The organism is Kitasatospora sp. NPDC034023 (assembly GCF_055575795.1).
Genome location: NZ_JBVIRY010000017.1, coordinates 17,792 through 30,280, shown reverse-complemented (window position 1 = coordinate 30,280; position 12,489 = coordinate 17,792). Strand labels below are relative to the sequence as shown.

Below are 12,489 nucleotides of genomic sequence, written 5' to 3'. Positions count from 1 at the left end.
CAGCGGCACGGGGGCCGGGCCGACCACACCACGCCCGCCCGCTACCTGGGAGGACCCCCCGTGACCGAATGGAGCACCACCCCCACCACCACCACCACCATCCAGTACTACAGCAGCACCCTGCTCTGCTTGCCCGAGCGAACCGTCGCCCTGGTCCTGGCCGGCGGCCGGGGCACCCGGCTGCGCGTAGCCGCCGACCCCGAGCTGCAGTCCACGCCGAAGGTGCTCGTGCCGATCGACACCACCAACGGCCCGACCCCGATGCTCGGTCACGCCCTAACCCAGCTCACCGCTATCGGCATGCGCCGCATTGCGGTGCTCACCAGCACCGACCCTGCCACCGGCGCCCAGGACGTCGAGGCCTACGCCCTCACCCACTGCGCCCGGCAGGTGGAGCTGACCATCCACCGCGAGCACCAGCCGCTAGGCACCGCCGGAGCCGCCTACGCCGCCCTGGCCAACCTGCCCGACACCCCGCTCGCGGTGCTCCTGCCTGCCGACACCCTCGTCCCGGTCAACCGGCTGCTCGCCGCCGTCGCCGCACACCGCGCCCGCCCGGCTGCCGTCACCTGGACCGTCACCACCGACCCCGGGCCCGGAGCACAGAACACCGGCCGCCTCTTCCTGTCGCCCGTCGCCGCCGGTCGCCCGGCACATCCCAGGCTGCCCCACCGGTCCTTCCACCCTCATGTCATCATATGAAGACATCAACTGATGACTAAAGCGGGGAGAGTGGTGGGTCGTGTACGCAGCAGGCTTGCGACAAAAGGCGTTGGTGCCCGTTCTGGTGTTCCTCGGCATGGTGGTGGCTGTCATCAGCAGCCTCGGTGCGCCCCTGGTGCCGACGATCGCGGCCGTCGATCACGTCTCGCTCACCGACGCGCAGTGGTCTTTGACCGTCACCATGCTGGTCGGCGCGGTGGCCACCCCGGTCATGGGACGGCTGGGCGACGGGCCCCGGCGGCGGGCGGTGATGCTCACCGCCGTCGCCACCGTGCTGGTGGGCAGCGTGCTCGGCGCGCTCCCGCTGGGCTTCGGGTGTCTGGTGGTGGGCCGCGCCCTGCAAGGCGTCGGCCTCGGGCTGACGCCGCTCGCCATCGCCACCGCCCGCGACTGCCTGACCGGTGAGCGTGCCCGCTCCGCCGTGGCGATGCTCTCCATCACCACGGTGGCCGGCGTGGGCCTGGGCTATCCGCTCACCGGGCTGCTCGCCCAGTCCTTCGGCCTGCACGCCGGCTTCTGGTTCGGCGCGGCCATCAGCGCCGTCGCCCTGGCCGCCGGGGCACTGGTGCTGCCGGTGGCCGCCGCGAACCGTCGGCCCGAGCCGCTGGACACGCTCGGCGCCGTCCTGCTCGGCCTGGGCCTGAGCGGCGTGCTGCTCGTCCTCAGCGAGGGCGAGAACTGGGGCTGGACCGCGCCCGGCCTGCTCGCCCTGGCCGCCGGCGCCGTGCTGCTGCTGGCCTGGTGGGCCCGCCACGAGTTGCGCACCGCCCACCCGCTCGTCGACCTGCGCTCGCTGCGTCACCGCGTGGTGCTGACGGCCGACGTGGCCGCGCTGGTCGCGGGCGTCGGGATGTACCTGCTGATGTCCCTGCTGACGCGATTCGTGCAGACCCCGGGCTCCGCCGGCTACGGCTTCGGCGCCTCGGTCACCGTCGCGGGCCTGGTCCTGCTGCCGTTCTCGGTGGCCAGTGTGCTCTCCAGCAAGGTCGTCCCGGTGCTGGCCCGGCGCACCTCCCCGGCACTGGTGCTCCCCATCGGATGCGGACTGTCGCTGCTGTCGATGCTGGTGTTCCTGGTCGCCCGCGACCGGCTCTGGGAAGCGTTCGCGGTCATGGCGATCGCCGGGCTGGGCGTCGGCTGCACCTTCGCCGTCATGCCCGGACTCATCGTCGGCGCGGTACCGGCCGACCAGACCGGCAGCGCCGTCGCCTTCAACCAGGTGCTGCGCTACGTCGGTTACTCCACCGGCAGCGCGCTCAGCGCCGCCGTGCTGCAGGCCCACACCGCGCCCGGGCACGCGCTGCCCTCCGGCGACGGCTACCGCGTCGCCGCCCTGATCGGCTGTGCGGTGTGGATCCTCGTCGCGGTGATTACCATCGTCTTGCCGCGGCGCCGTGCCGCGACGGACCCCGGCGCGACCGCCGGAGCGGGCGGAAGGCCGTCGGTGCGGTCCGCGAACGAGGAGTTGCCGGTGAAGGAGTTGCCGGTGAACGAGTTGCCGGTGAAGGAGTTGCTGGTGAACGAGAGCACGACCAGGGCGACCTCGGGTCGCGACAGCGGAGCGCGCGGGTGAGCCAGACCCCCGCCCGGGCGCGCCGACGGGACGCGGCCCGCAGCCGCGAGGAACTGCTGAACGCGGCCGGCGAACTCTTCGCCGAGCGCGGATTCGAGCGCACCACCACCCGCGAGATCGGCGAACGCGCCGGTGTGGACCCGGCCCTGATCGCCCGCTACTTCGGCGGCAAGACCCAGCTCTACCTCGCCCTGGTCCAAGCCGAGCACGGCGACGAAACCCCCGCCGACCTGCTCGACACACAGCGGCTCGGCGACCTGTTCGAACTCTTCGAACGCCGCACCAGCCCGATCCTGCAGATCGTCATGCAGCCCTCCGGCGACCCTTCCGTCCAGGAGGCCGCGCAGGCACACCTGGACCGGCGGCTGGTCGACCCGCTGCGCGAGCGCTTCGAGCGCGACGGCCTGGACCGCCCCGAACTGCGGGCGGAACTCGCCGCCGCGGCCTTCAGCGGGGTGATCCTCGCCCGCTCGGCCGGCACCCTCGGCCACCTCGCCGGGGCGCAGCCCACCGAGGTGCTCGACCTGCTCCACCAGTTGCTGAGCGGAGCCGGCGGACACCTTCCGCCCGCCGACGCACCCGCTGACGAACCCGCCGACGCACCGTAGTTCACCCACAGTGGCCGGCGCTCCGGCGCTGTTCGCAGCCGGCTCCCGGCGGCGACGCCCCCTGCGAACAGGGCGTCGACACGGTCGCTGCCGAACCGCGCCCGATGTCCGGCGCGCCGACCGACAACCTCCGGCCCGGCGACGCCGTCCACTCGCCCGGCGACGCCGTCAGCCCGCCCGGCGGGCCTGCCGCCGCCGCACCAGGACGTCCTCCCTCACAGCGGGGTGAGGATGTCCTGGTGCGCCCCGTCGAGGACGAAGCCGTTGTCCAGCCGGACCCGGACCGTCACCTGCTTCCCCCGCTCCCGGTGCGCGGCCCACTCCGGCTCCAGTACGGCGATCTCCGCCTCCAGCCGTTCACGGCTCGCCACCGGCATGGTGTGCCCGTAGTCCTCGAACAGGGCCTTGAGTCGCTGGTACTCGCGGATCTCATGGCTCTCCGGGAGTTCCCCGTCCACCCGCTCGACGGTGCCCTCGAGCCCGGCTCCCAGCGAGAAGAACCCGACGACGGCCCCGGGCTCCCCGGCGACCGCCTCGCCGATCCCGAGGTCCTCGGCCAACCTGACGCGCCGGCCTTCCGTGAGGGTCATCCGTCCTCCGCCTCTCCATCGATCCGTGCCGCCGGCGCAGCCGGCCTGCGGTCCCGGCCATTATCCGCCGGGCGCGTCACGGCGCCGGACTCCCGGCGACAGGGTTCCTGGCCGCCGTCCCCGTCCTGCTGCCGCTCACTCGTCCCGCTCGCCCCGTCCGGGCCGGGCCGCCACTCCAGGAATATTCCGGGCGCCGTCGGCTCGCCGCCCTCTAGGCTTTGCGATCATGCTTCCCAGACGACTGGCCGGGCTGCTCGTCGGCGCCCTCGCCCTCACCGCGGCCTGCACCGGCTCACCGGCCTCCGGCCACGCCGCATCGGACCGGGCCGCCTCCGGCCCGACCGCCTCCGACCGGGCCGCCTCCAGCCCCGCCGCCGCCAAGGCTCCTTCGCCCAGCGCCCCGGCGACGCAGGACCCCCCGCCCGACGCGAACCCCGCCTACACGGCCAGGGTGCGGGCCATGCTCCCGTACGACGTCCAGTCGAGCTGGTGGAGTTGGGCCGCCTCGATCGAGCAGGCCCGCAATCCCGTCCTCGACCGCGACGGCCACCTCTGCGGCCAGGGGCAGAAGGCCGACCTCTGGTTCCTCGCCGGCACCACGGGCGGAGCCGTCACACGCTCCTGCACCGTCCCCGCCGACATGCCGATCATCTTCCCCGTGGTGAACCTGATCGGCGTCCGCAGCGACTGCCTGGACTTCATGACCGCCGCCGAGGGCAGCGCCACCCTGGACGGCCACGCACTCACCGTCGAAACGATCGACCCGACCCCGATCGGGTTCGACGCGGTCAAGGGCAACCCCTTCACCGCCGGCTCCGGGAAGCTCTACCAGTACGCGTGCGGCCTGTGGGTGCGGCTGGAACCGCTCACCCCCGGCCGCCACGAGCTGAGCCTGCGAGGCAGCGCGGGCGGTTTCGCCACCGCCGCGGACTACCACCTGCAAGTCGGCCGCCCCACGCCCACCCCCGGCACCTGACCACCCCGGCCTCACCCCCGCCCCGGCCGCCCAGCTGTCCAGCCGGCGCACCATGTGCGGCCTGAGGTGGCGCGGATCCATGGTTCCAGCCTCTCCCGGAAGCCGGTCCGATGCCTGGGGCTGATAGTCCGATCGGCAGCCCGCCATCTGCTCGGAGGTGTGACGGCTCAGCGTTGGGTGTGACCTGTTGGCCGTGGCGGGCCGGTGGTTCGTTGAGCGGCTGGGTTTCGGGGTGGGGTTTGAAGGACGGTTCAGAAGGACCGAGCCGTGGTGGATCGGGTTCGGGGGTTGTGGGCGGTTCGGGTGAACGTGCCGGACGGCCCGGGTGAGCTGCTCGCCCTCCAGCGACTCCGTCAGCGGAGGGCGAGGGCGATGGCGCGGGCGATGGGTTGGCCGGTGTGGGACTCGAAGTAGCTGAAGGCCGGGCTGGGGTTGACCTCGAAGCAGTAGACGTCGCCGTCGTCGGCGAGCATCAGGTCGATGCCGGCCAGGGCCAGTCCCAGTTCCTCGGCGAGGTGCAGGCATCGCTCGGCCAGGTCGTCGGGTAGCTGGCACGGGGAGAGCTCGGCCCGGCCGCCGTCTTGGTGGGCGTAGCGGTAGTCCACCCGGTCGGTGTCGATCCGGGTGGCGAACACGTCGTCGGCGACGGTGTGCACGCGGATGTTGGTGCCCTTGACGCGCTGCTGGAACTGCACGGGGCAGGAGCGGATGAGGGGCAGGCGGTCCATCGCGTCCCGGTCGAGGAGGTGGACGACGGATCGTTGGCAGCTGATCGACTTGTAGACCAGCTCGCCGTGGCGTGCCTTGAAGTCGTGGACCAGCTCGGGGTCGTTGGTGACGAGTGTCTCCGGCACCCGGAATCCGGCGTGGCGGATCAACTGGGACTGGTAGGGCTTCGACAGGTTCGACGCCGTCGCGGCCGCCCGGTTCATCACGCGGCCCGGGGCGATTTCGATCCAGGTGCTCAGGGCCTCGTGCCAGGCCTGGCACCTGCGGAGGGTGTCCCGGCCGGCCGCGCCTGCTTCGTTCGCTTCGCGGGCTTCCGGCAGTCGGCGCCAGTCCATGAGTCGGGCGTAGATGCCGGTCACTTCGGCGCAGTCGACGGATCCGCCGTTCCCGGTCAGCCGTCCCCGGACGCCGGTGGCGGTGGCGTTCAGCTCGAACGGCAGCTCCAGGAAGAGCCGTTGGTGGAGAAGCGTGTAGGGAAGGCCCAACTCGTCGAGTTCGGCGGTGACCCGGGCGATCGGCGCCTCGCTCGCGATGCCGCAGAGGATGATCATCGAGTTTCTTCCGAAAGGCCGGAAGGGCCGGAAAGGCCGGTGAGGTGGTCGAGAAGGCGGTCGAGGAACGGGTCGCCGCCGGAGCGGAGGTCGGGTAGCGGGGTCGCTCCTGCGAAGACCACCCGCTGCCCGCCGTCACGGTGCAGGTCGAGCCCGAGCAGGTCGGTGCCGGCGAGCCGGGCGAGGCGTACGTACGCCTTCTCGTCCTCGGCCGCGGGCGCGCCGAAGCCGTGTTCGCCGAATACGTGTTCGCCGAGCACCAGGACACCGCCGGAGCCGGGCGCGTCCCAGGGCGGCTCGGGTTCGGGGCTGCTGGAGATCCGGGCCGGTGGCACCGGCAGTCCCGCCCTGGCCGCGAGGACGGTCCACTCCGCAGTCGAGCGCCAGGCTCCGCACAGGCCGGTCGCGCCGGGCCGGTTGACCGAGACCGGGGCGAGGCAGGTGAGCAGGCTGAGCAGGAGGGCGCTCAGTTCTTCCTGGGCGTACCGGGCGTCGGCGTGGGTGTCGAACGGCAGGAGCCCGAAGGGTGCGGCGGCCACCCGGTTGAGCACGCCGGAGACGTCCCGGCTGGCCAGGACGCGCCCGTCGGGCAGGGCGATGTCGAAGGCGGCTCCGTGCCGGCCGACGCGGTGGGCCGACCTGGTGGAGCCGAGCAGGGCCTGCGGGGAGAGCAGTTCCAGCGGTTCCAGTCCGCGTTTTCGCAGTCCCTCGTGGGCCCACAGGGCCGCCTGGTCGCCGGGATCGCAGAGCACCAGCCACATGATGCGGGGCCTAGCCTCTGCCCGGGCCCGTCTCGGGGTCCTCGTTCCTGAGGGCGCTGTCCGCGAGGTCGGGGCGCTGGTCCGCGGGGATGAAGTGTTCGGACTGCTGACCGGATGCGGGCCCGGCGAGCGGGTTGACGTGCGTCTCCAGTTCCTTGCCGACGTGGTCCTTGTGCTCCTTCTCCTTGCCTTCCTTGTCCTTGTCCTTGCCCTCCTTGTCCTTGCCGTCCTTGCCGTCCTTGCCGTCCTTCACCTGCTCGCGCGTGAGCTGGAGGGTCTTGTCGGCGCTCGTGGTGTCGTTGCAGTTCAGCGTGAAGTGCGCGGTCTGCGTGGGTGCGGCGAAGTGGCCGCCGGGGGTGACCTTGAGCACGAGCTGGCCGCAGGTGTTGGGGGCGAGACTGTCGGGGAAGCTGTGCAGGACGAATCCGGCGCCCATGTCCGCTTCGACCGGTCCGGCGAAGGTCAGCGTGCCCGGGCCGATGTTGGCCACGGGGATCACCTGGTCGGGCGCGGTGCCCTGGACGGTCACCTTCACGGTGGTGTTCATCTGGAGCCGCGGCTGCCGACCGTCCGCGACGGACCCGGCCGAGGTCCAGACGAATCCCAGCTCCTGCGGGTCGTTGTTGGTGATCCGCAGGTTCCAGGCGGAGACGCCGGGGGCGGCGACGTCCAGCTGGACCGTGAAGACATCGCTCGTGTCCCGGGTCCAGGACGCGGTCGCGACCGTTTTCCCGGTCTCGTCGGGGATGGCCGCCTCGGCGGGTTTCTGCGGAACGGCCGTGATCAGCCCCTGGCCCGCCCGGAGTTCGATGTCCGGTGCCCTTCCGCGCAGCGGCTGGCAGTTCGGCCCGACGGCCACCACCTGCAGGAACCAGGGCGACACCGTCGGATCCACGTCGAAGGCGACCAGGCCGGTGGTGGCCTGGTTCGCGAGCCTGAGCTGGCCGGTGTCGGGAAACATCTGGAATACCACCGTGATCGCCTTCTCTGACTGTCGGGTTGTGGCGACTGTCGGGTTTCGGCCCCGGGACGCTCACCACGTGCCGAGCGGCGCCGAGGGCGAAGACCGCGACCACACTGCCCTCGACCCGCCCGCCCTCGACCGCACCGCCCTCGATGCCGTCGCGCTCAACCGGCCGAACCGGCCGAACCGGCCGAACCGGCCGAACCGGCCGAACCGGCCGAACCGGCCGAACCGGCCGAACCGGCCGAACCGGCCGAACCGGCCGAACCAGCGGACCCCGGGGACCCCGGGATGGGGAGCGCGGACGACGACCAGGGCACGCCGACATCTTTTGGCAACCGCCGGCCCCTCGGTCCTCCCAGGCTATTCCCGGTTCGACCACGCATCAATTGGGGTGACTGTGCGTAGACATACCCCCGGAGCGGCCCTTCCCTCCCTGACCGACCGTAGCGGGATCGACGGCCGGCCGGGTGGGCAGGCGCTCCCGCAGCCCTCGGGTGACGACCGCTTCCACGCCCCTGCCGCGCCCGGCCGATCGCTCCCGCGCAGCCGCGTGCCCGGGCGGCCGTGTGCCCGGGCGGCCGTGGCTCAGCCTGCGGAGTCGACCAGGAACCCGAGTCCGGCCGTCGCCCCGGCGTAGACCAGGACCAGCAGTAGGCTGCAGAAGATCAGCAGCCAGCCGGTCACGATGCCGAGCAGGGCCAGGCCGCGGTCGCGGCCGCCCAGGCGCTTGCCACGGCGACGGCCCAGATGCCCGGCAGGGATGGCGACGACCCCGGACACGAACATGGCGAACGTGTAGTAGCCGCCGTACAAGAGCCAGAACATCGGCGTGGCGAAGACGGCCACGATCAGGCCGACGCCCAGGGCAGCCGACCAGAAACTGACCCGGGCAGGCGTGTTGCCGGCCTCGACGGGCGACACGGCTGCTGTCGGGCGAGAACTGCTGGTCATGGGCGGTCTCCCTGTCGGGCTCGGTGCGTACGCCACCCTAGGAGAGGGGCTGCCCCCGGTCCGACGGGGGGCCGGGCCCGGACGCGTTCTCGGGCCGTTCGTCGCTCGTCGGAGACCCCGTCCTTCGTGGCGGACCGGCCGGGCGCAAGTGTCGGGCGAACGTCGGGTCAACGTCGTGGCCGCAGGTGTCCCGCCGCGGCGAGGATGTGTCGTGTCAGCCGGTCGGCTGGCACGGCAAGCGCCACGGAGCCCGGCACCGGAGCGGCCCGGTCGTGGTCAGGCAGGGTCAGCGCGGTGAATCCCCGTGCGGACGGACACCTGCGGGACGGGTCTCCGGTCGGCATTGCCTCCGGATCGTGCACATGCTCCGTACGCTCACTCATTCTGCGAGGAGAGTTCATGCGCAAGCAGATCTGCACCGGCCTCGGAATCCTGGCCCTGGCCGCGGCCGCCCTCGGCGCGGGCATCGGGTCGGCTTCGGCTGCCGACGGCGGCGCGGCCGCCGACCGGGCGTCCGGTACGAACGCGAAGCCCGGTGCGGTCCGCGCCGTGGCGGCGTTGAACTACGTGGGCCAGTACCGGATCCACAGCAACTACAACGGCAAGTGCCTGGACGCGGACCTGAACACGATCGGCGCCAACGGCACCAAGGTGCAGCTCTGGGACTGCAACGGCTGGACCAACCAGAACTGGACCCTGTGGACCGACGGCAACATCGACTACATCCAGAACAACTACAGCGGCCGCTACCTGGACGCGGACCTGAACACGATCGGCGCCAACGGCACCAAGGTGCAGCTCTGGGACTACAACGGCTGGACCAACCAGCGGTGGAACGCGGCCAGCTACGGATGGGTCAACGGCTACAACGGCCGTGTGCTGGACGCGGACCTGAACACGATCGGCGCCAACGGCACCAAGGTCCAGCTCTGGGACAGCAACGGCTGGAGCAACCAGGGCTGGTGGCTTGAGTCGATCTGACCCTCCCCGGGTCGACCCCGGGCAGCCTGCCCCACCAGGAACCGCCCGGAACGGTGGCGCCGGCCTCATCCGAGCCGGCGCCATCATCCCTGATGCGCAGTCAGAGGTCATAGGGATGGAGCGTGATGTTGCCGCGACTCCGTTCGGCGGCTCTGCAACCCAGCCGTGGTCCCGCCGTGTCGGCCGTATCGGCCGTGCCGGAAACGCGAGAGGACCCGGGAGCGTAGCCAGCTCCCGGGCCCCTGTTTGCCGCCCAATTGCGCACACCGGCACGTTTAAGGGTCGCGGATCAGATTGAAATCGACGCGTTCTGCCATTGAACTACCGTGCCACGGAGCGGCACAGACAGGACTTGAACCTGCATTCGTCGATATTCGTCCGCACCCGGTCGATCCGGTGTTCGGCGGCGAATGCTGAGACTGGAGCGAGAGTCTGAGATTCAAGGGGCCTGCCTCTGCCTGGCTTGGGCTACCCCGGCCGGTGGTGCCGGGGGGAGGAATCGAACCTCCACTGTGACCCCTGGTCAGCTTCAACATCAGTGTCAGCTTTTCGCACCGCGCAGCGCCCCCCGCCCGGTCTCCCGGGACGGGGTCCTTGGCGCGCTCGGCGCACCCGCCCGGCTCCCCGGGCGGGCGATCGTGAGGCTACCGGAACAGGTAGCCGAAGACGGCGTCGCCCACCCGCCGGTCGGTGACCTCGACCGCGTTGGCCTCCTCGCGGGCGAACTTGACGGCCTGCTGGAGCTTCTCCACCCGCTCGGCGAGCTCGTTCACCCGGCGGGCCGGCAGCGCGCCGGAGAACTTGACCGTGGTCCAGTAGCCGACCGCGATGTCCTCGTAGTAGACCTCGACCTGGGCCGGGTGCTTCTCGGTGGCCTCGGCCTTGACGTGGTTGCGCGGCACCTTCTTGGTCCGGATGGTGCGCACCGGCTCCGTCTTCCAGGAGTCGGTGGACGGGTCGAGGTTCCAGGACTCGGAGGCGTCCAGCACCGGGAGCTTCTTCAGGAAGGTGAACAGGTCGGTGAGCTGCTTCTCCAGGAAGAGCAGGTACGGCACCGGCACCTGGGCCAGGAGCACCTGGCCGTCCACCACCACGTCGGCACTGGCGTCGATGTTGGCCCAGTCCTTGGTGGCCGTCACGTCGAACAGCCGGGTGAGGGTGTTCGCGGTGGACCGGAGGATGTCCTCGGCCTTCAGCTGCACACGGGTCGACTCCGGCGGCAGCTGCTCGCCCTCCTCGTCCTTGGGCTGGTAGGTGCGGGAGATCCCGGCCAGCAGCGCGGGCTTCTGCAGGTCCTGGTGGGCCTGCGTCAGCTCCTGGAAGGACTTGGACTTGACGCCCTTTTCAACGGCGATGATCTGGTTCAGCTTTGCCACGTCGAGGACGCTATCAGCCCCGAACAGACCGCGAAACTCAATTGTTGATCGAGCAGCTGTCCCGGTAAGTCTCGCAGCACGGCAGCGGGTTGAGGTCCGGATGGTTCTCCTTGAGGGAGCCTGCTCGGCGCCCTCCCTGGTAGCTGGTGTCTTACCTGCGCCGGCGCAACGCCGACGCCCGCCACCCGACGTCCTCGCAGCCCAACGCCGAGAACGCGCCCGCATCCGCAGCGAGAAAAGACTGCGCTGGGGCGGGCGGCCCCTGGCTGACGTGGCCTGAACGCGTTCCCTCGGGTGAGAGGGACTTCAGCGGCGCCGTCGCCCCGGGATCAGGGCGCTGAGCATCGCACAGATGATCGCCCCGAATAGCAGCCCGCCCCACGGCATCCCGTCGACCGGGCGATGCCGAATCACCCCATAGCCGAAGGAGCCAAGCCCGCCACACACGAAGAAGAGCAGGAAGCCTCGAAGCGCGGACCACCATCTCGGGCGGCCTATATCTGAAGTCACGGGAGGGCATTATCCACGCGCGACGGTGCCCGACCACGGCCACAGGACTGATCACTGGCGCTGCCAGGGCTCGCGGGCGGGCGGGCGGCGGAAAATGAGTTGCCTGCGGGCCGTGGCCTCGATCACGATCGCCCGCATGGACCTGTAACGGCTGCCACGTAGCACCAGCCAACCTGTCGCGCGGTTGACCTCGGAGTCTGACGACTCGGCCCCGAGGCGATGACTCGCGCCCTCGTGTGCATCCGTCAGATCCCAGGAGCCGCAGCCCGGCCTGCGAGAGCTCCTGCTGAGTCCTGAAAGCAACCACATCCATGAATACCGACCGCAAGGCCCTGTGGGCCGTGCGTCAGTCCGCCTTGCCCACCGTCGTACGACCCTGCCCGGACTGCTCCGGCACGCGTCACCGTCCCTCGGGCAAGATCCGCGTCAACGCGAACGGCAAGCTCCTCGACGTCTGGCTTCTCCTGAGCTGTGCAGCGTGCGACCGTACGTCGAAGGTGCCCGTCCACGAACGCGTCCACGTCTCGTCGCTGGAGCCCGCTCGCCGGGTGGCGTACGAGAGCAATGACCCGGCCGTGGTACGGGAGCTGACGATGAGTGCGTCGCTCGCCGCGAAGAACGGCTACCGCCTCGACTGGACCGGCACCTGGGAACTGGAGACCCGCACGCCCCTCTACGCACTCGACGACCCGACACCGCTCAAGGTGCTGGTCAGCTTCGAGCTGCCCGCGCCGGTCCGCGTCGAACGACTGCTCATGATCGGGCTCGGTCTGAGCCGCACCGAGATACGACGCATGGTCGGGGACGGGCGTATCCACCTGCCGCCGGCTCTGGACGCCAAGGTGCGTCAGGACTTCGAGCTCACCATCCACGGACCCGGATCCGTCGACGTCGCGAAACACTCGAAGCTCCTCGGCGCTCCGACCGACGTGCGCACTGACCTGAGCCACGTCGGGTTGCACGACACGCTGCAGCAATCATCGCGCTCGGCGACGGCGGGAGCGTAGAAGAGGGACAGCAGGGCCTCCTGGACAGCCTGTTGGCGTAGACAGCCTTCGAACTGCCAAGAGGCCCTGCTCTGTCCGGCACCCGCCACCGTCACCCGATCCCACAGTCACCCGATCGAGACTCCTGCTCGACCAACACCCAAAAGATCGGAACGACAACAGCCGCTGAGGGAGCCTGTTCGACCT

Annotated in this window: 12 protein-coding genes; 6 read left to right on the top strand and 6 right to left on the bottom strand. The window is 70.8% G+C overall.

Features of this window, described 5'->3' with window-relative positions; genetic code table 11:
- Positions 1-60 precede the first annotated feature (60 nt).
- The 3 genes from ACZ52R_RS22290 (at position 61) to ACZ52R_RS22280 (ending at position 2,904) form a co-directional block, all read left to right on the top strand.
- Complete coding sequence (locus ACZ52R_RS22290; RefSeq protein WP_465753959.1) at positions 61-702, top strand: NTP transferase domain-containing protein; 642 nt, start codon at positions 61-63, stop codon at positions 700-702.
- A 73-nt stretch (positions 703-775) separates the two neighbouring features.
- Entirely contained in the window at positions 776-2,296 is a 1,521-nt protein-coding gene (locus ACZ52R_RS22285; protein ID WP_465753958.1) for an MFS transporter, read from the top strand.
- Positions 2,293-2,904: a TetR/AcrR family transcriptional regulator gene (locus tag ACZ52R_RS22280; protein ID WP_465663029.1), complete on the top strand. Its 612-nt coding sequence runs from the start codon at positions 2,293-2,295 to the stop codon at positions 2,902-2,904. Before ACZ52R_RS22285 ends, ACZ52R_RS22280 begins: the two co-directional genes overlap by 4 nt.
- A gap of 215 nt (positions 2,905-3,119) precedes the next feature.
- On the opposite strand, the gene ACZ52R_RS22275 is transcribed toward ACZ52R_RS22280, so the two are convergent.
- Positions 3,120-3,494 (bottom strand): hypothetical protein, encoded by a 375-nt coding sequence (locus ACZ52R_RS22275; protein ID WP_360503676.1) that lies wholly within the window; start codon positions 3,492-3,494, stop codon positions 3,120-3,122.
- 226 nt (positions 3,495-3,720) lie between these two features.
- Between ACZ52R_RS22275 and ACZ52R_RS22270 the strand changes: the two genes are divergently transcribed.
- Positions 3,721-4,470 (top strand): hypothetical protein, encoded by a 750-nt coding sequence (locus ACZ52R_RS22270; protein WP_465753957.1) that lies wholly within the window; start codon positions 3,721-3,723, stop codon positions 4,468-4,470.
- Between the two features lie 353 nt (positions 4,471-4,823).
- Here the strand turns inward: ACZ52R_RS22270 and ACZ52R_RS22265 are convergent, their stop codons facing one another.
- The 4 genes from ACZ52R_RS22265 to ACZ52R_RS22250 form a co-directional block, all read right to left on the bottom strand.
- A complete protein-coding gene (locus ACZ52R_RS22265) occupies positions 4,824-5,750 on the bottom strand; it encodes an MvdC/MvdD family ATP grasp protein (protein ID WP_465624182.1) in 927 nt (308 codons plus the stop codon).
- Positions 5,747-6,511: a hypothetical protein gene (locus ACZ52R_RS22260; RefSeq protein WP_465753956.1), complete on the bottom strand. Its 765-nt coding sequence runs from the start codon at positions 6,509-6,511 to the stop codon at positions 5,747-5,749. The genes ACZ52R_RS22265 and ACZ52R_RS22260 overlap by 4 nt, the downstream gene beginning before the upstream one ends.
- 10 nt (positions 6,512-6,521) lie before the next feature.
- The gene (locus ACZ52R_RS22255; protein WP_465753955.1) at positions 6,522-7,472 is read right to left on the bottom strand and encodes a hypothetical protein; all 951 of its coding nucleotides are present in this window, start codon (positions 7,470-7,472) and stop codon (positions 6,522-6,524) included.
- A gap of 591 nt (positions 7,473-8,063) precedes the next feature.
- Entirely contained in the window at positions 8,064-8,429 is a 366-nt protein-coding gene (locus ACZ52R_RS22250) for a hypothetical protein (RefSeq protein ID WP_465624188.1), read from the bottom strand.
- Positions 8,430-8,828: 399 nt separating this feature from the next.
- Between ACZ52R_RS22250 and ACZ52R_RS22245 the strand changes: the two genes are divergently transcribed.
- A complete protein-coding gene (locus tag ACZ52R_RS22245) occupies positions 8,829-9,410 on the top strand; it encodes an RICIN domain-containing protein (RefSeq protein ID WP_465624190.1) in 582 nt (193 codons plus the stop codon).
- A gap of 644 nt (positions 9,411-10,054) precedes the next feature.
- On the opposite strand, the gene ACZ52R_RS22240 is transcribed toward ACZ52R_RS22245, so the two are convergent.
- Positions 10,055-10,786: a DUF7873 family protein gene (locus ACZ52R_RS22240; protein WP_465753954.1), complete on the bottom strand. Its 732-nt coding sequence runs from the start codon at positions 10,784-10,786 to the stop codon at positions 10,055-10,057.
- A gap of 821 nt (positions 10,787-11,607) precedes the next feature.
- Here ACZ52R_RS22240 and ACZ52R_RS22235 point away from each other — a divergent pair.
- Complete coding sequence (locus ACZ52R_RS22235; RefSeq protein ID WP_465753953.1) at positions 11,608-12,303, top strand: DUF1062 domain-containing protein; 696 nt, start codon at positions 11,608-11,610, stop codon at positions 12,301-12,303.
- The last annotated feature ends 186 nt before the right edge of the window (positions 12,304-12,489 follow it).

What these genes read in the sequence shown, in the direction of transcription:
- ACZ52R_RS22235 (WP_465753953.1), top strand. Translation starts at nt 11,608, where the DNA reads ATGAATACCGACCGCAAGGCCCTGTGGGCCGTGCGTCAGTCCGCCTTG.
- ACZ52R_RS22275 (WP_360503676.1), bottom strand. Translation starts at nt 3,494, where the DNA reads ATGACCCTCACGGAAGGCCGGCGCGTCAGGTTGGCCGAGGACCTCGGG.
- ACZ52R_RS22245 (WP_465624190.1), top strand. Translation starts at nt 8,829, where the DNA reads ATGCGCAAGCAGATCTGCACCGGCCTCGGAATCCTGGCCCTGGCCGCG.
- ACZ52R_RS22270 (WP_465753957.1), top strand. Translation starts at nt 3,721, where the DNA reads ATGCTTCCCAGACGACTGGCCGGGCTGCTCGTCGGCGCCCTCGCCCTC.
- ACZ52R_RS22250 (WP_465624188.1), bottom strand. Translation starts at nt 8,429, where the DNA reads ATGACCAGCAGTTCTCGCCCGACAGCAGCCGTGTCGCCCGTCGAGGCC.
- ACZ52R_RS22255 (WP_465753955.1), bottom strand. Translation starts at nt 7,472, where the DNA reads ATGTTTCCCGACACCGGCCAGCTCAGGCTCGCGAACCAGGCCACCACC.
- ACZ52R_RS22265 (WP_465624182.1), bottom strand. Translation starts at nt 5,750, where the DNA reads ATGATCATCCTCTGCGGCATCGCGAGCGAGGCGCCGATCGCCCGGGTC.
- ACZ52R_RS22260 (WP_465753956.1), bottom strand. Translation starts at nt 6,511, where the DNA reads ATGTGGCTGGTGCTCTGCGATCCCGGCGACCAGGCGGCCCTGTGGGCC.